18 protein-coding genes are annotated in these 22,820 nt (G+C 58.4%); 15 read left to right on the plus strand and 3 right to left on the minus strand.

The window, feature by feature from the left end; all coding sequences use genetic code 11:
- The first annotated feature begins 26 nt into the window (after positions 1-26).
- On the plus strand, positions 27-1,379 hold the full coding sequence (locus GXM19_RS02185) for an MATE family efflux transporter (protein WP_040358157.1): 1,353 nt from the start codon (positions 27-29) through the stop codon (positions 1,377-1,379).
- 82 nt (positions 1,380-1,461) lie between these two features.
- Here the strand turns inward: GXM19_RS02185 and GXM19_RS02190 are convergent, their stop codons facing one another.
- A complete protein-coding gene (locus GXM19_RS02190; protein WP_006234012.1) occupies positions 1,462-1,947 on the minus strand; it encodes a cob(I)yrinic acid a,c-diamide adenosyltransferase in 486 nt (161 codons plus the stop codon).
- 92 nt (positions 1,948-2,039) lie between these two features.
- Here GXM19_RS02190 and ftsH point away from each other — a divergent pair, with 92 nt between their 5' ends.
- Together ftsH and GXM19_RS02200 are read left to right on the plus strand one after the other, a co-directional pair.
- Entirely contained in the window at positions 2,040-3,932 is a 1,893-nt protein-coding gene (ftsH, locus tag GXM19_RS02195; RefSeq protein WP_172544932.1) for an ATP-dependent zinc metalloprotease FtsH, read from the plus strand.
- Positions 3,933-4,008: 76 nt separating this feature from the next.
- Positions 4,009-4,500, plus strand: a complete 492-nt coding sequence (locus tag GXM19_RS02200; protein ID WP_050766074.1) for a 2-thiouracil desulfurase family protein — start codon at positions 4,009-4,011, stop codon at positions 4,498-4,500.
- Between the two features lie 198 nt (positions 4,501-4,698).
- On the opposite strand, the gene GXM19_RS02205 is transcribed toward GXM19_RS02200, so the two are convergent.
- Both GXM19_RS02205 and GXM19_RS02210 read right to left on the minus strand, forming a co-directional pair.
- Entirely contained in the window at positions 4,699-5,301 is a 603-nt protein-coding gene (locus tag GXM19_RS02205; protein ID WP_006234007.1) for a Type 1 glutamine amidotransferase-like domain-containing protein, read from the minus strand.
- Between the two features lie 513 nt (positions 5,302-5,814).
- Entirely contained in the window at positions 5,815-6,897 is a 1,083-nt protein-coding gene (locus tag GXM19_RS02210; protein ID WP_006234006.1) for an iron-containing alcohol dehydrogenase family protein, read from the minus strand.
- 510 nt (positions 6,898-7,407) lie between these two features.
- On the opposite strand from GXM19_RS02210, the gene ileS reads away from it, so the two are divergent.
- From ileS to alaS, 12 genes are all read left to right on the plus strand, one after another.
- Positions 7,408-10,185, plus strand: coding sequence for an isoleucine--tRNA ligase (gene ileS, locus GXM19_RS02215; RefSeq protein WP_006234004.1), 2,778 nt, complete (start codon positions 7,408-7,410; stop codon positions 10,183-10,185).
- A gap of 374 nt (positions 10,186-10,559) precedes the next feature.
- Complete coding sequence (lspA, locus tag GXM19_RS02220) at positions 10,560-11,159, plus strand: signal peptidase II (protein ID WP_239057634.1); 600 nt, start codon at positions 10,560-10,562, stop codon at positions 11,157-11,159.
- A complete protein-coding gene (locus tag GXM19_RS02225; RefSeq protein WP_040358151.1) occupies positions 11,159-12,172 on the plus strand; it encodes an RluA family pseudouridine synthase in 1,014 nt (337 codons plus the stop codon). Before lspA ends, GXM19_RS02225 begins: the two co-directional genes overlap by 1 nt.
- Before the next feature lie 82 nt (positions 12,173-12,254).
- Entirely contained in the window at positions 12,255-13,550 is a 1,296-nt protein-coding gene (locus tag GXM19_RS02230) for a glycosyltransferase family 2 protein (protein ID WP_006233999.1), read from the plus strand.
- An 81-nt stretch (positions 13,551-13,631) separates the two neighbouring features.
- Positions 13,632-14,054: a prepilin peptidase gene (locus GXM19_RS02235; protein ID WP_006233998.1), complete on the plus strand. Its 423-nt coding sequence runs from the start codon at positions 13,632-13,634 to the stop codon at positions 14,052-14,054.
- 31 nt (positions 14,055-14,085) lie between these two features.
- The gene (locus GXM19_RS02240; RefSeq protein ID WP_006233997.1) at positions 14,086-15,333 is read left to right on the plus strand and encodes a deoxyguanosinetriphosphate triphosphohydrolase family protein; all 1,248 of its coding nucleotides are present in this window, start codon (positions 14,086-14,088) and stop codon (positions 15,331-15,333) included.
- 60 nt (positions 15,334-15,393) lie between these two features.
- Positions 15,394-16,743, plus strand: a complete 1,350-nt coding sequence (locus tag GXM19_RS02245) for a replication-associated recombination protein A (RefSeq protein ID WP_082222881.1) — start codon at positions 15,394-15,396, stop codon at positions 16,741-16,743.
- Between the two features lie 95 nt (positions 16,744-16,838).
- Entirely contained in the window at positions 16,839-17,426 is a 588-nt protein-coding gene (locus tag GXM19_RS02250; protein ID WP_006233995.1) for a hypothetical protein, read from the plus strand.
- A complete protein-coding gene (locus GXM19_RS02255; protein WP_006233993.1) occupies positions 17,419-17,796 on the plus strand; it encodes an ATP-binding protein in 378 nt (125 codons plus the stop codon). Before GXM19_RS02250 ends, GXM19_RS02255 begins: the two co-directional genes overlap by 8 nt.
- Position 17,797: 1 nt before the next feature.
- Positions 17,798-18,589, plus strand: a complete 792-nt coding sequence (locus GXM19_RS02260; protein ID WP_006233992.1) for an RNA polymerase sigma factor SigF — start codon at positions 17,798-17,800, stop codon at positions 18,587-18,589.
- On the plus strand, positions 18,586-19,995 hold the full coding sequence (locus tag GXM19_RS02265) for an AI-2E family transporter (RefSeq protein ID WP_006233991.1): 1,410 nt from the start codon (positions 18,586-18,588) through the stop codon (positions 19,993-19,995). Before GXM19_RS02260 ends, GXM19_RS02265 begins: the two co-directional genes overlap by 4 nt.
- A gap of 152 nt (positions 19,996-20,147) precedes the next feature.
- Entirely contained in the window at positions 20,148-22,805 is a 2,658-nt protein-coding gene (alaS, locus tag GXM19_RS02270; protein WP_040358145.1) for an alanine--tRNA ligase, read from the plus strand.
- Positions 22,806-22,820 lie beyond the last annotated feature (15 nt).

Consider the following 22,820-nt stretch of genomic DNA (forward strand, 5'->3'; position numbering starts at 1 on the left):
TTGACGTGCGCTTTTGGGGAGGGCGTGTGGCTAAGAAATCTACGGCTATCGATGTAACGCAGGGTGTTATTTGGCAGCAGCTGCTTTCGCTGTGCGTTCCCATCTTTTTTAGTTCGTTTTTTCAGCAGGCCTACACGCTCATCGGTACGTATATCGTCGGCCAGTTTGGCGGCAAACTCGCACTGGGTGGCATTCAAGCCACGATGGTGCTTACCGAGCTCTGCATTGGCTTTTGCGTTGGCGTTGGCGCCGGCTGCGCGGTCATTACCGGTCAGTATTTTGGCCAGCACGATGATGAGCGGCTGAGTCGTTCGGTCCATACGGCCATGACGCTCGCGTTGGTGGGCGGTATCGTTTTCTCGATTCTTGGCATAGTGTTCGTTGAGCCCATGCTGGTGCTTATGAACACGCCGCATGAACTGTTGGCCGAGGGCGTGGCATATGCTCGTTGCTATTTTGCCGCCATGGTTGCGGCGCTGCTGCTAAATATGGGAACCGCACTGCTGCGCGCCGTGGGCGACACGCGCGGGCCTGCTGTGATTATCGCTTCCGGCTGCCTTGTTAATGCGGTGCTGGATGTCATCTTCGTTGCCGTGCTTCATATGGAGGCTCTGGGCTGCGGTATCGCGGTGGCACTGACCATTTGCTCTAACGCCACGATGATCGTGATTCGCATGATGCACGCACCGGGTGCGTGGCGGCTTTCGCTGTCCAAACTCGGCATTGATCCTGGCATTTGTAAGAGCATGATCTCGTGTGGTCTGCCGCTTGGCTTTCAGTCTGCTGCGTATTCGATTTCCAACGTTTTGATTCAGGTGTCGGTCAACTCGTTTGGTGCCGATGTCACCACGGCGTGGGGTCTTTCGGGCCGCTTAGATGGCATTGTCTGGATGGTTACCGAGGCGCTCGGCGTGTCGATCACCACGTTCTCGGCACAGAACTTTGGCGCGCGCAACTATGAGCGCATGCGCAAGGGCTACCATACGTCGCTCGTGCTGTCGTTTATGCTCATTGGTGGCCTGTCTGCCGTGCTGCTGGTGTTCTCGGGTCCGTTGTCGCGTCTGTTTGTCGACGATGCTTCGATTTCGGCGTACACCACGACGATTCTTCATTTCATCGCGCCGTTCTACGCGATCTTCTCGATTATCGAAAACGCGTCGGGCTCCATTCGCGGTGCCGGCGTGAGCTTGCAGCCCATGCTGCTCACGATTTTTGGCACTGTCGTGCTCAGGGTGATCTGGGTGTTTGCGATTATGCCTTTCGATCCGTCGCTTGAGCACCTGCTGCTGGTTTACCCCGTAACCTGGCTCATCACGGCCACGATGTTCACCATTTACCACCACAGCGGCAACTGGCTCGGCCGCGCCACCGCCAAATGATCCCTTGGGGGCGGAGGAAAACGGATCATTTCTCTCCGTCGTGATGTCGATGATCCGTTTTCCTCCGTCCCCTTTGGATCAATTAGTATTCGATGCCTTGACGGGCTAGGAGGCCTTCGTCAAAGTAGTGTTTGACGGGGCGCATTTCGGTGACTAGGTCGGCGAGGTCCGCGAGAGGCAGCAGCCCGCGGCCGGTGAGCACGAGCTCCGTGGTGGCAGGCTTCAGCGCGATCAGTCCCTCCACATCCTCGCGCGTCACGAATCCGCGGCGCATCGCTTCGCCGAGTTCGTCCAGAATGAGAACGTCGACCTGTGATATCTGCTCGCGTGCGAGCTCCATGATCTGCTCGGCGCAGGCCTCGGGTGTGTCGCGATCGGCCTGTACAATGCGCAGTCCCAGGCGCGGCGCGGCGTCGTGCTCGGCGCAGTGCAGCTTCTTGGCAAACTGAAGTATGAGCACGTTAAGTCCATAGCCCGTGGCGCGCAGCGCGAGCCCCAGCGCAGCCGTCGTCTTGCCCTTGCCGTCGCCCGTATAGATTTGAACCTTGCCGACTTCCAGTGATGCCATCTCTGTCCTTTCGTGCCCGGCGTCGGTTTATCGCCGTCCGGGTTGGGTATTCTAGAAAACATTATCAACCCCAGTAGATGGAGTTCAAGCAGATGGAGATGGATGACAACAAACGTAGAAGGAATATGATCCTCTACGTGCTCATCGCCTTCGTCGTCTACCTCGTGCTCTCGACCGTTTTGTTCCCCAACATCGGTCACACGCAGCAGATTACGAAGACCGATTACTCGACGTTTGTCAAAGCGCTCGATAAGAAGAGTGTCGACAAGGTCGAGTACAACACGGACGATTACTCGATTTATTACACCAAGAAGGGCGAGGACGAGAACATCGCCTACAAGACGACCGGTGTGCCGAATGATGCGGGTTTTACCGATCGCGTGCTTGAATCCGGTGCGTCCCTGGAGTCGGTCGTTCCCGATAAAAACTCGGGTCTGATGACCTACTACCTGCTCACGCTCATCCTTCCCATGGCGATTTTCTTCCTCATCGGTTGGTGGCTCAACCGCCGTATGAAGAAGGCCATGGGCGATGACGGTCCGTCGATGAACTTTGGCGGCGGTGGCTTTGGCGGCGGCGGGCTGGGTAAGTCCGGCGCTCGCGTTATCGCTTCCAAAGATGTGGGCGTGACCTTTAAGGATGTTGCAGGCCAGGAAGAGGCCAAGGAATCCCTTAAGGAGGTCGTCGACTTTCTGGAGAAGCCGCAGCGTTACGAGGAGATCGGCGCCAAGCTGCCGCGAGGTGCCCTCCTTGTTGGCCCTCCGGGAACCGGTAAGACCCTGCTCGCCAAGGCCGTTGCCGGCGAGGCGGGCGTTCCGTTCTTTAGCATTTCGGGTTCTGAGTTCGTCGAGATGTTTGTCGGCCGCGGCGCCGCCAAGGTGCGCGACCTGTTTAAGCAGGCCAAGGAAAAGGCCCCGTGCATCGTGTTTATCGACGAGATCGATACCATCGGCAAAAAGCGTGACGGCGGCGGCTTTAGCGGCAACGACGAGCGCGAGCAGACGCTTAACCAGTTGCTGACCGAGATGGACGGCTTCGATAACCACAAGGGCATCGTCGTCCTCGCTGCCACCAACCGTCCCGACAGCCTTGACCCGGCCTTGCTGCGCCCCGGTCGTTTTGACCGCCGCATCCCCGTTGAGCTGCCCGACCTGACCGGCCGTAAGAACATTCTTGAGTTGCATGCCAAGAGCGTGAAGACGCAGCCGCCGATCGACCTGACCGCGATTGCCCGCGCCACGCCCGGAGCCTCGGGCGCCGACCTGGCCAACATCATCAACGAGGGCGCCCTGCGAGCCGTCCGTGAGGGTCGCAAGCGTGCCACGCAGGACGATTTTGAGGAGTCGGTGGAGGTCGTCATCGCCGGTCAGCAGCGTAAGTCTACGGTGCTGTCCGACCACGAGAAACAGGTCGTTTCTTACCACGAGATCGGCCATGCCATCGTTGCCGCTCGCCAGAAGGGCTCTGCGCCGGTCACGAAGATCACCATCGTGCCGCGTACGAGCGGTGCTCTGGGCTACACCATGCAGGTCGAGGAGGATGAGCGCTTCCTGACCACACGCCAGGAGGTCCTGGACAAGCTCGCTGTCTACTGCGGTGGACGTGCCGCCGAGGAGCTCATCTTTGGTGAGATGACGACCGGCGCGGCCAACGATATCGAGCAGGCCACCAAGCTCGCCCGTAACATGGTGACGCGCTTTGGTATGTCCGATGAGTTTGGCATGATGGCGCTCGGTACCGTCCAGAATGCGTACCTCAACCAGGACACGTCGCTCACCTGCGCCCCCGGTACGGCCGAGCGCGTGGACGCGATTGTCGCCAAGCTGATCGAGGATGCGCACGACCGCGCCCTGCAGATCCTGAAGGAGAACAAGTTCAAGCTTCATGAGCTGGCTCGTTATCTGTACAAGAAGGAGACCATCACGGGCGAGGAGTTTATGAATCTCCTTACGCGCGAGAATCCGCTGATGCCAAAGCAGCAGTAATACTAGTTGCGCAGTGTCAATCGCCCCATTTGAGTGTCAAACTCAAATGGGGCGTTTTGCGTGGGGAGAGTTGTATATGAAGATCGTGGTAAGTGCCTGTTTGATGGGCGAGAGCTGCAAGTATAACGGGCTCGATAACTACCATCGCGAGCTGGTCGAAGCGTGCGAACGCACGGGAACCGAGGTTCTGTTGGTGTGCCCCGAGGTTTTTGGCGGTCTGCCCACGCCGCGCAATCCCTCCGAGATCGTGGACGGCGAGGTCCGTACCTGCGAGGGCATCTCGGTCGATCGCGAGTTTCGCCTGGGTGCAGAGCGCGCGCTCGACATGTGCGAGCAGGCGGGCGGCCCGTCCCAGATCGCTGCGTGCGTCTTGCAGGACCGTAGCCCCTCGTGTGGTGTAGGCCGTATCTACGACGGAACGTTCAGCGGTACGCTCACACCGGGTAACGGCGTTTTTGTCGACCTGCTCCTGCGCCACGGATACCGTGTGATTCCGGCTAGCGAGTTCGATCCCAGCATGCTGGAACATTGTCCACAGCACTCGAATCCAACACTTCCTCACGGGTGACCGTTTTGGCATGATCCGTGAAGTTGATATTGAGTACGACCCGGTCATCAAAGACGTAGACCGAGTTGACAGGTGCCGTACCCAGGCAGTCCCTCCCCGCGGTCCTCGCGCAGGAACGCGTACACGGCCCTCCCGTCTCTTGCGCCCCTCCTGCCCCAAACCCTGCTAGGAGCGAGTGCAGCAAACTGGAAGTTTAAATTAGTCTTTGCAAATAACCTTTGAACCTTCACCATCAATTACAATTCCCTGACGATTGTTAATTGGGCATAGATTCAAATCCGAAAACTCAGTTATTATTTTCTCGGTAACTTTCTTAAATGGTGCTGTAAGAAAATGCGGAAGAACATAGAATTCAATCAAATTAAGCCCTGCATCATCTTCTTGTGAGTAGTCCTCCGGCTTTTCATCCATTTGCTCGATATATTGGATGCTTGGAGCGCATACAATCGCACCTGCCGATTCACCAATCATCAGTTTTCCCTTTGCCAATTCTTTCTTCAGCAGCTCATCCGTTCCCGTTTTACGGAGCTGGTCTATAAGGAAAAAAGAATTTCCGCCGGTAAAATAGATCACATCCGCATCTTCAAAAAGAGACTGTATCGTTGAATAAGCCTCCGTTGAAATATCAATTTCAGTTACGATTGCTCCCAACTTTTTGAATAATTTTCGAGCCGAGCCGACATAACCGGTGTAGCCTTCACGCAGCGAAGCTGTTGGAATAAATGCGACTTTTTTATTTTCAATTTCTTCCTTTATCAGACTTCCTACACTTGAAAAGTGCGAACATAAAAACATTTCCATCAATATTCTCCTTAGTATATAAATTCTTATTTGTTGAACTAAGCCGTGTATACCATACTCACCAATGAAAGAACGCCCTGATATAGCGTAATTTGCTGTTTTCCTGCGTACGTGCGTACACACTCCACAGGAATTCTAAGGGCCCTGCCCCCTTAGCATACGGACTTTGGAACAAAGTCTAGCGTGTTACGCCTTGCCAGAGGTGTACAGGCTCCCGGTACGCACGTACGCAGCAATTGCCATCAATGCGCCATATAAGTGGCGATCAAGTTCGCATAAAGCGACCTTGGTTCCGCAAAACAAAAGGCAGGATACCATCACCACGATGGTACTCTGCCTCTGTTCGTTTCTGTTTACCGTTCCGAGTGGTCCTTCCGCAGAATTACCGATAAACAAAAAACGTACCCGGACCCTTTCTCGTATAGAATCGGGTTCGAGTGCGAACTGAATGTTGGAGCAATAAAAAACCACCACAAAGGTGCTTGTCCCCTTTGTGGTGGTTTTGGGTTAGGCCTAGAGCGTGCTGCCGTAGGCGTTGGCGGCCTTGATGGCGGCGGCGAACTTCTCGTCGGTGAAGGGCTCCGGGTTGCCTTGCTTCCACTCGTTGGTGGCGTGCGCGTACCCGCACAGGGCCGGGATATCGGACTCGGAAAGCCCGACCTGCTCAAGCGTCACGGGCAACCCCATCTGCTTGTTAAAGGCAGCATAGCGCTCAAGGTTCTCGGTGTCGCCCGTATAGGCAAACAGCACGAGCACGCCCAGGCTCACGACCTCGCCGTGCAGGTAAGTGCCCTCACGCGGAATGCTGCAGGTGGCGTTGTAGAACGCGTGCGCCACGCTCGAGTTGTAGTAGTAATCGTTCTGGTTGGTCAGGTTGGAGACGTAGCCCGTGTTGACCACGATGTCGAGCGCGATCTGCTTGACGGCCTCGCTCGACAGGTTCTGGCGCACGTCCTCAAGACCCTGGACGCCATAGGTAAACAGTGGCTCGGAACAGGTGTGGGCGAGCGCCAGGCCAAGACCGGCGGTGTGCTCCAGGTCGCCGGCGCTCGTGGCGTACTCGACCTCGGGCTGCTTGGACAGGGCGTCGCCCACGCCGGCCCAGAAGTACTCTGCCGGAGCCTCGGCGATGATCTTGGGATTGATGAAGATGTGCGCCGGTCGGTTGGGGTATGAATAGCCCTCGAGCGATCCATCGTCGTTGTAGACAACGGCAATGGCGGTCGCGGCGGAACAGTTAGAGCAAATCGTCGGCACGGTAAAGACGATCTTCTTGAGCTCGATGGCCGCCGTCTTGACGGTGTCGAGTGCCTTGCCGCCGCCACAGGCGATAAGCACGTCTGCCTGTTGGCAAGCGGGGGAGTTCACGACCTTGGCGATATTGGCGCGTGTGCTGTTGGTGCCGTAGACGCGCGTCTCAAGAACCTCGACATCGGTGCCTTCAAGTGCCGCCTCGATGCCCGGCAGCGCTGCAGCCAGGGCTCGCTTGCCGCCGATGATGGCGACCTTCTTCGCGCCGTACTCCGCCAGTGCGGCGGGCAGCTCGGCAAAGCAATCCTCGCCGACGGTGTAATCGCTCATTCCGATCGTGCGCATAGCAACCTTCTTTCGCTCGATAAAGTGCTTACAGGTATTTTGCTCCAAGAGAAGATCCACGGCCGCAAGAAATTTCGAACGTATAAAACCAGTGTTGAGGGTTTTTCGCCGGCGCGGAACGTGCTAGCATACTCCGCATAAGCGTTGATGGGGACGAGTAGTCGGCCGTCCGCATGCTACAGAGAGCGGGGAGTGCTGAGAACCCGTGCATGCGACCGATGAAAATCACCCCGGAGCTGCGGTCCCAACGGATATGCCGCACAGGCACGTCTTAGTAGACATCGCCGAGATGGTCGTCGATACAGGCCAGCCGAGTAACGGATGCGAGCGCGCGAATACGCGGGCGAGGGCATCTAAGCTGGGTGGTTAAGCGAAGAGCTTTTGCGGGCGTACAGCCCGTTTTGTGGCGCTTCGTCCCAGCTTGTAGGGACGGGCGCTTTTTTGGTGCCCAACGGGCGTGTGCGCCCATGACATGAAAGGGGTACCGTGGCAAACGAGTACAAGCAGACGATGAATCTGCCCAAGACCGGTTTTCCCATGCGTGCCGGTCTTTCCAAGTCCGAGCCCAAGCGACTCAAGGACTGGCAGGACAACAAGGTCTACGAGCAGGTTCTGAAGAAGAACGAGGGTCACAAGAAGTTCGTGCTGCACGACGGTCCTCCGTACGCCAACGGCCCGATTCACATCGGCCATGCCATGAACAAGATCTCCAAGGACATGATCAACCGTTACTGGATGATGCAGGGCTATGAGGTTCCCTATGTTCCCGGTTGGGACTGCCATGGCCAGCCGATCGAGCATAAGGTCGAGGAGAAGCTCGGCACCGAGAAGTTCAACCAGACCTCCACGGCTAAGATCCGTGAGCTTTGCAATAAGTTCGCTGTCGAGAACATCGAGCTGCAGAAGGCCGGCTTCCGTCGCCTGGGCGTGCTCGGCGATTGGGACAACCCCTATCTGACGCTCTATCACCAGCATGACGCCGCCGACATCGAGGTTTTCAAGGCCATGTTCGATAAGGGCATGATCTATCGCGGTCACAAGCCCGTCCACTGGTGCAAGCACTGCCATACCGCACTTGCTGAGGCCGAGATTGAGTACTCCGACGAGACGAGCCCGTCCATCTTCGTGCGCTTTGAGATGACCTCCAAGCCCGTCGGCCTCGAGAACTTCGACGGCCCGGTTGACTTTATCATCTGGACGACCACGCCGTGGACCATCCCCTCCGACCAGGCAGTTTCTCTCAAGCCCGGTGCCGCCTACGTCGCCGTTGAGCACGACGGCCGCGCCGAGGTCATGCTCGAGGACCTGGCTCCCAAGTGCTGCGAGGAGTTTGGCTGGGAGTACACCCCGGTTGTGGTCGACGGCAAGCCCTATGTGGTTCCCGCCGAGACCTTCCATCACATTCACTATAAGCAGCCGATCTTTGACGGTGTTGAGGGCGCGGCACTGTTGGCCGATTACGTCGGTGTCGATGACGGTACCGGTATCGTCCACAACTCGCCCGGTCACGGCGTCGACGACTACTTCGCCTGCCTCAAGGAGGGCATCACCGACATTTGCATGCCGGTCGATGACGACGGCAAGTTCTACACCGGCGAGGAGTTTGGCACCGGCGGCCCCTTCAGCGGCATGGATACCGACGAGGCCAACCCGCACATCATCGAGTTCCTGCGCGAGCGCGGCACCCTGGTCCTCGAGAAGAAGATCACGCACAGCTATCCGCACTGCTGGCGCTGCAAGCACCCGGTGCTCTTTCGTGCTACCGACCAGTGGTTCGTCTCGATGGACAAGACCGGTCTGCGCGAGCAGGCTGGCAAAGAGGTCCGCGAGAACGTCAAGTGGTATCCGGCTCACGCCGCCAACCGCATCGGCGCCATGGTCGAGCAGCGTCCCGACTGGTGCATCAGCCGTCAGCGCAACTGGGGCGTGCCTATCCCCAGCTACACTTGCGCCGACTGCGGCGAGAAGGTCATGAACGACGCCACGCTCGACGCCGTCATCAAGCTCTTCCACGAGAAGGGCTCCGACGCCTGGTTCACCGACGCTCCCGAGAGTTACCTGGGCGAGGCTTGCGTTTGCCCCAAGTGTGGCGGCCATCACCTCAAGGCTGATAAGGACATTCTCGACGTGTGGTGGGACTCCGGCGTGTCCTGGAAGGCCGTCTGCGAGTATCGACCCGAGCTTGAGTACCCGGCTGACGTGTATCTCGAGGGCTCCGACCAGCATCGCGGTTGGTTCCAGAGCTCGCTGCTCACCTCGGTGGGTGCCAACGGCCATGCTCCGTACAAGGCGGTCGTCTCGCAGGGCTTCACACTCGATGGTCAGGGCCGCAAGATGTCCAAGTCGCTCGGCAATGTTATTGACCCCAATAAGGTCTGCGACGAGATGGGCGCTGACATCATCCGTCTGTGGGTTGCCTCCGTCGACACCAGCTCCGACGTCTCCATCGACCATGAGATTCTCGCTCGTACGTCCGATGCCTACCGTCGTTTCCGCAACACGCTGCGCTTCCTGCTCTCCGAGCTCGAGGGTCAGTTTGAGCCCGAGACCGACGGCGTCGCCTTTGCCGACCTGCTGCCGCTCGACAAGCTCATGGTTGCCCGCCTGACTCAGGTTCAGGCCGAGGTCGACGACGCCTACGCCAGCTACGAGTTCCCGCGCGCCTACCGTGCGCTTTATGACTTCGTGGTTACCGAGCTCTCCAACGTGTACCTCGACGCCCTGAAGGACCGTCTGTACTGCGACAAGCCCGGCTCGCTCGAGCGCCGCAGCGCCCAGACCGTGCTGGCCGAGCTCTTCTCGATGCTCATGCGCGACCTGCAGCCGATCCTGTCCTATACCGTCGACGAGGCCATGGCATATGCGCCCGCCGGCTGCGTCGATCACCAGAAGTACGCCGCGCTGCTCGATTGGTACAAGTCGCCCATCACGGTCGACGAGGCCAATGAGTTTGAGGGCGTGCTCGAGGCTTCGCTCGAGCTCCGTAGCGCCGTGACCAAGGCCCTTGAGGATGCCCGTTCTGCCGGCACCTTCACTAAGAGCCAGCAGGTCCGCGTCAAGGCGGTCGTTCCCGCCGAGATGTACGCGCTGCTGACCGGTGATAAGGCCGTCGACCTGGCCGAGTTCTACATCGTCTCCGATGTTGAGCTGACCCAGGGCGAGGAGCTCTCCGTTGCCATTGAGGCTGCCGAGGGCGAGTGCTGCGACCGTTGCTGGAACTATCGCACCACCGTCGGCGAGTACAACGGCCACGCACATATCTGTAAGCGCTGCGCTGACGCGCTGTAGGTTATGGCGTTCGTAGAACGCCATAACCTACCGACGCTGCAAACGCCCCTAAGTGGCAATCTGACGTTCAATCGTCGGTCGCGTACCAAAGTACGCTTCCCTCCTCTTTCACGTCACCTTGCTCGCTTAGGGACGTTTTCGCTGTTGGTGACGGCAACGCGGCTTTTCCATTGTTGGAACTAGAGCCTTCTCTTTCGACCAGTGCTCTTAGTCGAAAGCTATTTAGCGACATTCCGTTATTCGGAATGTCGCTTTTGTTTTGTGCTGGATATTTCGCTTGCGTTGGTGGATATGTCGTGCGCTCTGCTTGTGGCAATATAAGATGTTTACTTGTGTTAAACGGAATTCGATGTTCTTGAGGGTAGGGGATTTCTTTGGGTCGTACTGGGGTTATGACGCCGCCTTTGGGTTGGCGGCTGGGTGTTGCTGGTGGTGTGGCACTGGTTGTGCTGCTCGTTGACCAGCTGGCCAAGCTTGCGGTTCGTGCCGTGGGCGACGCTTTACATGTGACTGTTATCCCCGGTGTGATCGACTTTTTATTTGTCCGCAATATCGGTGCTGCCTTTAGCATGGGCGAGGGGCATGGCATCGCGTTTGCCGTGCTGGCGTTGGCGGTCATTATCGCTATCGCCGTGTACCTCGTTCGTGCATCCCAGCTCGCCCATCTTGAGGTTGTGGGCATGGCTATGGTTGCTGGCGGCGCTATCGGCAACGCGATCGATCGCCTTGTCTTTGGCTTCGTGACCGATTTTATTGCCACCACCTTCATCGACTTCCCCGTCTTTAACGTGGCCGATATCGGCATCACCGTAGGCGTCGTGCTTGCCCTTATCGGCTACATGTTCTTGAGCCCTGCGGCCCGCGAAGTTGATGCGACTGCCGAGCTCAATGCCCGTGATGAGGCACGCGCCAAGCGCAAAGCCAAGCAGCGTGGGGAGCGTGCCCGCAAGATCCGCGAAAGGAATGAGCGCTAATGGCCGACATCCATATTCTTGTTGCCGACGATTGCGCTGGTCAGCGTCTCGATGCCTATCTGGGCGCCAACGATGGCTGTCCCACGCGCTCTGCCTGCGCGCATCTGATCGAGGGAGGCGCCGTTGCCGTCAACGGTGAGACTTGTCTCTCTAAAAAGTACGCCGTACGCGCCGGCGACCGCATCTCGGTCGACTTGCCCGAGCCGCACGACCCGACCGACGTGATTCCCGAGGCCATTCCCCTCGATATCCGCTACGAGGACGACTACCTTATCGTGCTCTCCAAGCAGCGGGGCCTGGTGTGCCATCCCGCCCATGGCCACGAGAGCGGCACCCTTGCGAACGCTCTGGTCTACCACTGTGGCATCGACCATCTTGGTACCGTGCAGGGTGAGGACCGCCCCGGGATTGTGCATCGTTTGGATCGCGATACCTCGGGTCTCATGCTTGCGGCAAAGGACGACGACACCCAGCGCGCGCTCCAAAATCTTATCCGTACACGCACGCTCGACCGTCGTTACATTACGCTCGTTCACGGTCATATCGCTATGGATGAGGGCACCATTAACACCGGCATTGCCCGTTCTACGCGTGACCGTGTCAAGATGGCGGTATCCGATGATCCCTTTGCGCGCCAAGCCATCACGACCTTTAAGGTCCTCGAGCGCTTCGATTCCACACGTTTTGACGACGGCTATACGCTCGTCGAGTGCCACCTGTTTACGGGCCGCACACATCAGATTCGCGTGCATATGCGCCATATCAACCACGCCTGCGTGGGCGATCCACTTTACGGTAAGTGCGATGCACGCGCCGACCAGGGTCTGACCAGGCAGTTTCTGCATTCCTGGCGCGTGGCGTTCGAACATCCCGTGACGGGGGAGCGCATTGAGTGCCGCGACGAGTTGCCGTGGGATCTCGCTGCGGTTCTCGACGATCTGGCTCCGCGCTCGCTCGGTCGCACTGCCGCCGGCGACGACATCGTCCCGCAGCTCGGCCTGCTCGAAGCCTAGCCGGTATTAGGTGGTTTCTTGAACTCGGTAAGCCTGCGGTAAGATATACGATTGTTTACGTTACGCGTTGCTGGGAGCCTGCATGCTCGCCTTTTTACAAACCAACACACCCATCGTGATCTTCAACCAGATTGTCGTCACGCTGCTCACGGTCTGCTTTCTGTACCAGGTGGTCTTCTTTGTCATTGGCGCTCTTCGTGGTGAGGTCGCGCCTCCCAAGGCCAAAAAACTCCATCGCTATGCCTTTTTTATTGCGGCGCATAATGAGGAGGCCGTGATCGCCAACCTCGTTCGCTCCATCAAGGACCAGGATTATCCGTCCGAGCTCATCGAGGTTTTCGTGGTCGCCGATGCCTGCACCGACAACACGGCGCAGCTCGCGCGCGAGGCCGGTGCCATTGTTTACGAGCGCAATGACCTGGCCCGCAAGGGCAAGAGCTGGGTCATGGACTTTGGCTTCGACCGCATTCTCAACGAGTATCCCGACACGTTTGAGGGCTACTTTATCTTCGATGCCGATAACGTTATCTCCCGCGATTACGTTTCCAAGATGAATGATGCCTTTGACCAGGGCTTCCATGTGGTCACGAGCTATCGCAATTCCAAGAACTTCGGCAGCTCGTGGATCTCGGCAGCTAATGCCACGTGGTATCTACGCGAGGCGCGCTTCCTCAACAACGCGCGTAATATCTGCAAGACGTCGTGCGCTGTTTCGGGTTCGGGGTACCTTATCTCGTCAAGCGTTATCGAGGGCATGCACGGTTGGCAGTTCCACACGCTGACCGAGGACATTCAGTTCACTACGTTCTGCGCTATTCACGGTATTCGCATTGGCTATGCGCCGGCGGAGTTCTTTGACGAACAGCCCGTGACGTTTAAGGCGTCCTGGAAACAGCGCATGCGCTGGACCAAGGGCTTTTACCAGGTGTTCTTTACCTACGGTAAGCATCTGGTCAAGTCGACGTTCCGCTATCATCGCTTTGCCGCCTACGACATGTTCATGACGATCGCCCCGGGTATGCTGCTATCGCTGATCTCGATGCTCGCTAATGCGACGTTCTTGATTGTGGGTGGCCTTTCGCATGGTTTCTTGGCTACCGAAGTCGAGATGCAGGCGTGCGCCGCTTCGCTCATTATGACCTTCGCCATGATGTATCAGACCTTCTTTATCCTGGCGCTGCTCACGACTATCTTTGAGTACAAGCACATTCACTGCGCGCAAAAGTGGCGTCTGGTGACTAACCTGTTTACCTTCCCGATCTTTATGTTCAGCTATATCCCCATCACGGTGGCCGCGCTGTTCCTGAAGGTCGACTGGGTGCCGACGCAGCACGCCGTCAACGTTACCCTTGACGAGGTCATGCAAGGCGCCAAATAACCACCACCAAAACCACCGCAAAGGGGACAGGCACCTTTGTGGTGGTTTTTGCTTTTGCGATGCAGCTCGAGGAGGAGTCCGATGGTCTATATCCCGTTTTGGATTTGCATCTTTGCCGGCGTGGCAATTGATGCCCGAGAGCGACGGTTTCCCAATGGGCTTGCCGGCGCATGTGCCGTGACGGCGTTGGCGGGCGTTTGGCTCGACCTCGGTTTGAACACAGCGCTTGACCACGCCGGTCTTGCGGTCATCGTCTACCTTGGCCTTGTGCTTACCGAGTCGCTCTGGCGTAGAGTTCGCCACGCTCCTGGCATTGGCATGGGGGACGTCAAGGCACTCTTTGCCCTTTGTACCTTCGATCCCCTGGGCGGCGTTGTCGCGTTTGCGGTTGCGCTCCTGACCCTTGCCGTCGCTTGCCTCATCGCAAAATCGCGCTCCCTGCCATTGCTCCCGTTTTTAGTGCCGATTTTTGCCATAATCGAGGTCGTGGGCTGCACATTGTAACTGATTGCGCATCCTTTTTAAGGAGCATGCCATGGCAACTAATCAAGAAACGGCCGTCATTAAGGCGCGCATGGACCGTATTCCTTCGGCGTTGTCGCCCGAGCTGGTCGAGCGCATTTCCGCCGATCGTGCTTCGGGTGCCGTCAACCCGTATCGTTGCAACGACGATCAGGTCATTCGTCGTATTGATCGCGCTGTCGACAAAGGCACGCTTATGCGTCCGGCCTTTATGCGCGATACCGAAAAGATTTTGCATCTGCCCGCATACACCCGCTATGCAGGCAAAACGCAGGTCTTCAGTTTTCGCAGCAACGACGACCTGTCACGCCGCGGTCTGCACGTGCAGCTTGTCTCGCGCATCGCGCGCGATATCGGTCACGCCCTGGGGCTCAACTGCGATCTGATCGAGGCGATTGGCTTAGGCCACGACTTGGGACACACGCCTTTCGGCCATGCCGGTGAGCGCTTTCTCAACGATATCTATCACGAGCACACCGGGCGCTTCTTTTTCCATAACGTGCAGTCTGTCCGCGTGCTCGATGCGCTGTATGGCCGCAACGTGTCGCTCCAGACGCTTGATGGCGTGCTGTGCCATAACGGCGAGTACGAGCAACGCGTGTTTGAGCTTTCGGACATGGGTTCCTTTGACCAGTTCGATCAGACGGTTGAGGACTGTATTGCCAAGGGCTATAGCGCAATTGAGCACCTGCGTCCCATGACGCTCGAAGGCTGTGTGGTCCGCATCTCGGATATCCTTGCCTACGTCGGTCGTGACCGTCAGGATGCGATCGCGGCGGGCCTGCTTTCGCCCGACGCTTTTGATGATGGCCGGGGCGGTGCCTACAACAGTTGGATCCTCACGCATGCCTCCATCGATATCGTTGAGCACAGCTATGGTAAGCCGCGCATCGAGATGAGCGAGGACCTGTTTGAGGAAATTCGCCGAGCCAAGCGCGAGAACTACGAGAAGATCTATAGCAAGGGCGGTATCGAAGGCGATTCCGAGGCGGAGCTGCGCGAGGCGTTCGTAAAGCTCTACGACCGTTGCCTGCGGGATCTAAACAGTGGTGACGAGTCCTCTTACATCTTTAAGCACCATATTTCGCGCATTGAGCAGCAGCTTTCCTACTACGACCGCACCTATGCCTGGCGGGACGACAAGGATCAAGCCGTAGTGGATTATATCGCGAGCATGACGGACGGTTATTTCTGCGAGCTGACGAGCAGGCTGTTCCCTGGTCTGGAGTTTCCGCACCGTACCTATATTAACGAACGGTAGTTCGTATTAATTCGGTATACTGTTAGTGGAAAACGTTTTTGATTGATGCACGGGATGGCTATGGACGACCTTTTTTCTGCCTCGACGCGCGAGCGTTCCTTTAAAAATGCGCCGCTCGCGGTGCGCATGCGACCCAATTCGCTCGACGAGTACGTGGGCCAGCAAAAGGCCGTCGGTAAGGGTTCATGGCTGCGTGCCGCGATCGAGCACGACGTGCTTTCGAGCGTGATTCTGTACGGGCCTGCCGGTACGGGCAAGACGACGCTGGCCCACATTATCGCCAACCATACCAAGAGCGAGTTTGTCGAGGTCAGCGCCGTCACGGGTACCGTGAAGGACCTGCGTCGCGTGATTGATGAGGCCAAGACGCGCCTGAATACGTACGACCGCCGCACCATTCTATTCATCGATGAGATTCACCGCTTCTCTAAGTCGCAGCAGGATGCCCTGCTGCATGCAGTTGAGAACCGTACCGTCATTATGATTGGCGCTACGACGGAGAACCCGTACTTCGAGGTCAACTCGGCACTGCTCTCACGTGGTCGCGTCGTGGAGCTTGAGCATCTGAAGGATGAGGATATCGCCACGCTTATTGAACGTGCGCTTGAGGCGCCGCAGGGCTTGAACGGTAAGTTCTCGGCCGATGAGGATACGGCCAAGACCATTTGTACGCTGGCTGCGGGTGATGCACGCTCGGCCCTGACGACACTTGAGCTGGCGAGCGAGATTGCCGTCACGCGTCCCGATACCGAGGGAACGCCAGCGCCGGCGGCGGGGGAGCGCTATCCCATCACCGTGGATGACGTAAAGATTGCCAACCCGCGTCGCGGCTTTACGTATGACAAAAACGGCGACATGCACTACGACATCATCAGTGCGTTCATCAAGTCCATGCGCGGTAGCGACCCCGATGCCACGGTCTACTGGCTTGCGCGCATGATCGATGCGGGGGAGGATCCCAAGTTTATCGCCCGCCGCATCATGATTCATGCTTCCGAGGATGTTGGCAATGCCGATCCGCAGGCGCTTCTGGTGGCACATGCCGCGTTTAAGTCTGCCGAGGTCATCGGCTATCCAGAGTGCCGCATTAACCTGGCTCAGGCTGCACTCTATGTGTGCTTGGCGCCTAAATCCAACGCGTGCGAGGCTTCGATCGATGCGGCGCTGGCCGACATCCATTCTAGTGGGCTTCGCGAGGTGCCGAGTTATCTGCGCGATCGCCATCGCCCAGGCAGCGATGAATACGGTGTGTATAAGTATCCACATGATTATCCCGAAGGCTGGGTCGATCAGCGCTATTTGCCCGAGGGACTGGAGCGCGGCGCATTCTGGCAGCCTGCCGGCCGCGGTTGGGAAGAGTGGCGCGTAGAGCAAAGCGAACGCGACCGCAGCGGTAACGCGCCCAAGTAGGTCATTGGCACCTCGCACATTCCCTTTGGGTATCTTTCCCCTTCTTTGGGGTAACATGAAAAACGTCTGTATTTCGATTCCTTTGGGAGGATTGTATGAGTCCCATTCAAATCGCCCTGCTGCTGCTCGCCGTTGCCGGCGTGTGGGCCATCGTTGAGCTCGCGCTTACCCTGCGCAAGACCCGCACCGTTGTCGACTCGCTCGATAAGACCGTCAACGACCTTAACAACACCATCGCCGAGGCTCAGCCTGTGGTGGCAAAGCTCGATGGCGCTGTCGATGAGCTTACGCCGGCGCTTGCTCAGATGGAGCCGCTGCTTAAGTCGAGCAAGACGGCAGTTGATGCCCTTACCTCCAATCTCGTAGAGGTCGAAGCCGTGGTTCGCGACATTTCCGAGGTTACGGGCAGCATGGCCGAGGCCAGCAATGCTGTGTCGAGCGTGACCGACTCTGCTGCCGGTGCTGTGCAGAAGCTCTTCAATAAGGTGAAGGCTCCTGCAGCCGATGCCGATCGCAAGCTCGCCGCTGCCGCTGCGGAGGCCGAGCAGCCTACCGAGCGCGTCCTAATTGGCGAGGACGAGGCCGCCGCGGGCGACGATGATGGTCAGAAGTCTGTATCCAAGCCGGCTCAGTATTACACCTATACGCCCGCCGAGACCTCTGAGGAGTCCTGCGATGAGTAGCGAAGCAACCTGCCCTATCACGCTGACCGTTGCCGGTGACCCGCGTCTCGCTCGCCTTGTGCGCATGACGGCAGCCAACGTTGGTGCCCTGTGCTCTATGTCTGTCGATCGCATCGAGGACATCCGCATGGCTGCTGAGGAGGCTTTCATCTTTGGTTGCACCGCGGTCGACTGCGATGACATCACCATCAAATTCGATGTCGATGAGACCCACGTTGGCATGACTATTACCTTTGGCGACCAGGCTACGGTCGATGAAGACGACCAGGCTGCGGTGTATGCCGAGCTCATCCTCGCGAGCGTGTGCGACTCCTACGAAAAGACTACGGCGCCCCTGACGCTTTCCCTCGACCTCAAGGCGGATATCTAATATGACCGAACGTTCCCGGAGCGGCAAGGCCGCTTGGGACAAGGAGAAAACCCGCGAGCTGTTTCGTCGTTACAAGGAGACCGGTGATCCGGACGCCCGTGAGCAGCTCGTCATGTCCCATATGAACCTGGTAAGGTTTCTTGCCAACAAATTTAAGAATCGCGGCGAGCCGCTCGACGACCTCATGCAGGTCGGCTATCTGGGCTTGCTCAAGGCTATCGACCGCTTTGACCCCGAGCGCGGACTCGAGTTCACAACGTTTGCAACACCCACTATCCTGGGCGAGATCAAACGCCATTTCCGCGACAAGGGCTGGAGCGTGCGCGTACCGCGTCGTCTGCAGGAGCTCTCGGCCAAGGTCAACCAAGCTACCGACAAACTTACCAACGAGCTGCAGCGTTCGCCCAAGGTTGAGGAGATCGCTGAGTATCTAGATGTGACTGTCGATGAGGTCCTCGAGGCTATGGAATCGTCTTCGGCCTATACCTCGGTGCCCATCGAGGCTCCTGGTGCGTCCGATTCCGACGATGCCCCTTCGATTCTTGACCGTTACGCCGACGACGACAACGAGCTCGACTTTACCGATGACCGCCTGGTGATCGAGGAAGCCATCCGCGATTTCTCGCCGCGCGAGCGCGAGGTGATCGAGCTGCGCTTTGTGAAGGGCATGACCCAGATCGAGATCGCCAAGAAGCTGGGTATTTCTCAGGTGCAGGTTTCGCGTCTGCTGCGCCGCACGCTTAAGAAGATTCAGGACAAGATCGACCCCGACGGAGTGATGATTCGTTCATGAGTGAGCACCCCCAACAAACCGATCGCGTGCTGCGCGACACCCGCATTCTGACGCTGCGCATTTGGGCTGTTGTCGGCTGCATTGTCATCGCCGCTGTCATCTTTAACCTTATGGGCATCCTGGCACCGGTTATTGAGTTTCTTGCCGTCGGTTCCATCATTGCTTTTGTGATGTCCCCGATCACCAACTGGCTCGAGCACCATGGCGTGAATCGCGGCATCGGTTCGCTTGTCGCGCTTATTGTTGTTGTTGCCGTGCTCGTCGGTGTCGTTTGCATCTTGTCGCCGATTCTCTTTGGTCAGATCATGGAAGTCCTGAGCCGCCTTCCCGAGCAGCTTCGTGTTGCGGGTGGCGATCTCAATGAGATGATCTCGCATGCCAAGACGCTCAACAACACGCCGCTCAAGGAGTATTTGGACGATAATCTTTCGTCCCTGGTTACCGTGGCATCGAAGTATGTGTCTCAGATTGCTGCCGAGCTTGGTCGCGGTGTGTTCCCGCTCATCACCAATACGGCCTCGCAGTTGTTCGTGATCTTCCTTGGTCTGGTGCTTGCCTACTGGATGGCCTGCGACTACCCTCGCATGCATCACGAGATTTGCACCATCATCGGTCAGGAGAAGGAGACTTCGTACCGCTTTATGGTCGCCATCCTTTCTCGCTCTGTCGGCGGCTACATGCGCGGTATGGTCGTGACGTCCATCTGCGGTGGTTTCCTCGCCTTTATCGGTTTTATGATTATCGGTCATCCGTATGCGGCGCTCATGGCTATCTTTACCGGTATCATGCATTTGGTTCCGGTCGTCGGTCCTTGGGTGAGCGCAGCAATCGCCACGGTACTCGGCTTCATGTTCAGTCCCATGTTGGCGTTATGGACGCTCATCGTGACAATGATCGCGCAAAACGTCACCGACAATGTGATTTCGCCTAAGGTCATGCAGAGCTCGGTGCAGGTGCATCCCATCATGAGCCTCACGGCGCTCGTTATTGGCTCGGCACTCATGGGCCCCATCGGCATGATTATTGCCATCCCGCTGTGTGCGGCCCTCAAAGGTATCTTCGTGTACTACTTCGAGAATGAGACCGGCCGCCAGCTTGTGGCCTATGACGGCGCCGTGTTTAAGGGCACACCGTACCGCGATGCCGATGGCAACCCGGTCGCCGCCTACGATGCGCTCGGCGACGATACCTTCATCTACGAGTCCGAGCTCATCGGCAACGAGACTGCGCCCGAGGCCAAGGCCATGCCCAAGCCCGAGCTCGATAATCCCTGGATCAAGCTCTCGGGCCTGCAGCCCGATGCGACGGGTTTCTTCAAAAACCCCTTCGCCAAAGACGATGATTCCAACTCAGACGACGACACCAAAACCGGCATCGACGGCTCCATGGACGATGATGACAACTAGCGGGGTAATTCGGATTAATATTCATACGCGCTAACATGCAATTTCGCTGAAGGGCCGGCATTGTGCCGGCCCTCTTTTTTGCACTTGCGCGGTGGGATGGTAATATCGTTACGTTTGAACTGTTTCGATGTGAAACCGAGGAGATTCCCTCTATGAGTGCTGACTACCCGTCAATGACTACGGCCGAGATCCGCTCCAAGTTCCTCAACTTCTTTGAGGAGCGCGGTCTTAAGCTCTATCCTTCTTCGTCCCTCGTCCCCGACGATCCTTCGCTGCTGCTTGCCAACGCTGGCATGAACCAGTTTAAGGAGTACTACCAGGGCAAGAAGACCATGAAGGAGATCGGCGCTATCTCCTGCCAGAAGTGCGTCCGCACCAACGACATCGATTGCATCGGCGAGGATGGCCGTCACCTGTCCTTCTTCGAGATGCTCGGCGACTTCTCCTTTGGCGGCGTCTCCAAGCAGCAGGCCTGCGCCTGGGCCTTTGAGCTCATCACCAAGGAGTTCAAGCTGCCGCTCGACCGCCTGTACTTTACCGTCTTTACCGAGGACGATGAGACCCACGACGTGTGGCGTTCTCTGGGCGTTGCTGAGGACCACATCTCCCGCCTGGGCGAGGACGACAACTTCTGGGCTGCTGGCCCCACCGGTCCCTGCGGTCCGTGCTCAGAGATCTACTTTGACATGGGCGAGGAGGTCGGCTGCGGCAGCCCCGACTGCAAGCCCGGCTGCGACTGCGACCGCTTCCTGGAGTTCTGGAACCTCGTCTTTACCCAGTATGACCGCCAGGAGGACGGCTCCATGCCGGAGCTGCCGCACCGCAACCTCGATACGGGTATGGGCCTTGAGCGCATGGCCGCCATCATGCAGCACAAGACCGCCAATTACGACGGCGACTTGATGCAGCATCTCATCAAGCTGGGCGAGGAGATCAGCGGCAAGACCTATGACGCCGACGATTACTCCGGCGCCAGCCGCTCCCTGCGCATCATCGCCGATCACTCCCGTGCCGTCGACTTTATGATCTCGGACGGCATCCTGCCCGGTAACGAGGGTCGCGAGTACGTCCTTCGCCGTCTGCTCCGCCGTGCCGTGTTCCACGGTCGCCTGCTGGGCATCGAGGGTGCTTTCCTGACCAAGTTCATCGACGAGGTCAATGCTCAGATGGGCGAGGCCTATCCTGAGCTGCTCAAGAACGTCGCGCTCGTCAAGGGTATCGTCGCCTCCGAGGAGGAGCGCTTCTCCACGACGCTCGACAACGGTCGCGTCTACCTGGATGAGGCCCTGGCAGCGCTTGCCGAGGGTGCTGCGCTTCCGGGCGATGTTGCCTTTAAGCTGCACGACACCTTTGGTTTCCCCATCGACCTAACCGTCGAGATCGCCGGCACCGCTGGTCACGACGTCGACATGGACGGCTTCACTGCCTGCATGGAGGACCAGAAGGCCCGCGCCCGCGCCAATGCCAAGGGCGACGCCTGGGGCAGCTTCAACGACGTGTGGGTCGAGCTTTCCGACAAGGTCGCAGCGTCCGAGTTCGACGGCTATGACAACGATGTGATCGAGGGCGCCAAGGTTGTCGCCATCGTGCGCAACGGCGAGTCCGTCGAGTCCGCTGCCGCCGGCGAGGACGTCGAGGTTGTGCTCGACCGAACCCCGTTCTATGCCGAGATGGGTGGTCAGCAGGGCGATGCCGGCAAGCTTTCCGCCGAGGGCGTTGTTCTGACCGTTGCCGACACCAAGAACCACAACGGCCTGTATGCCCACGTCGCGCACGTTGCCGATGGCACGCTGACTGTCGGTGCCGCTGTTACCGCCGCGCTCGACGCCGAGCGCCGTGGCTTCCTGCGCCGCAACCACACCGCCACGCACCTGCTCGACGCCGCCCTTAAGCAGGTCCTGGGCGAGCACGTCTCCCAGGCCGGCTCGCTGGTGACGCCCGAGCACCTGCGCTTTGACTTTACGCACTTCGAGGCCCTGTCCTCCGAGCAGCTCAAGGCTGTCGAGGACCTGGTCAACCAGCAGATCTTCGCTTCCAAGCCGGTCGTGACCCGTGTCATGGGCATCGACGAGGCTAAGGCTGCCGGCGCTGTCGCCCTGTTTGGCGAGAAGTATGGCGACGTCGTCCGCGTTGTCTCCGTGGGGGCTGAGGACCAGCCGTTCTCCCGCGAACTCTGCGGTGGCACACACGCTGCCAACACCGCCGAGATCGGCCTGTTCAAGATCATTTCCGAGTCCTCCACGGGCTCCAATGTCCGCCGTATCGAGGCCGTGACCTCTAAGGGTGCCCTCGACTATATGGCCGACCGCCTGGCACTCGTTGACGCCGCTGCTACTGCGCTCAAGTGCCGCGTGGATGAGGTTCCCGCTCGCATGGAGAACCTGCAGGCCGAGCTGCGCGAGACGTCCAATAAGCTCAAGAAGGCTCTGACCGGTGGCTCCTCCGACGCCATCTCCAGCGCCATCGAGGGCGCCGTCGAGCTCGACGGCTATAAGCTCGTTGTCGCTGAGCTCCAGGGCCTTGAGGCTGCCGACCTGCGCAACGTATGGGATACCGTTCATCAGAAGGTCGCCGGCCCTGTCGCTTGTGTCGTCGCCAGCGTGACTGAGAAGGGCACTCCGGCCCTGCTCGCTGCCGGCTCCGATGACGCCGTCAAGGCCGGTTTCCACGCCGGTAACGTGATCAAGCAGATCGCGGGTCTGGTCGACGGTCGCGGTGGCGGTCGTCCCAACATGGCCCAGGCCGGTGGCAAGAATGCTGCCGGCATCGCCGATGCCCTCGCGGCCGCTAAGACCGCGCTCGGCGCCTAAGAATCTAAGAAGTCG

Origin of the sequence: Collinsella aerofaciens ATCC 25986 (assembly GCF_010509075.1) — a bacterium.
Classification (GTDB): Bacteria; Actinomycetota; Coriobacteriia; order Coriobacteriales; family Coriobacteriaceae; genus Collinsella; species Collinsella aerofaciens.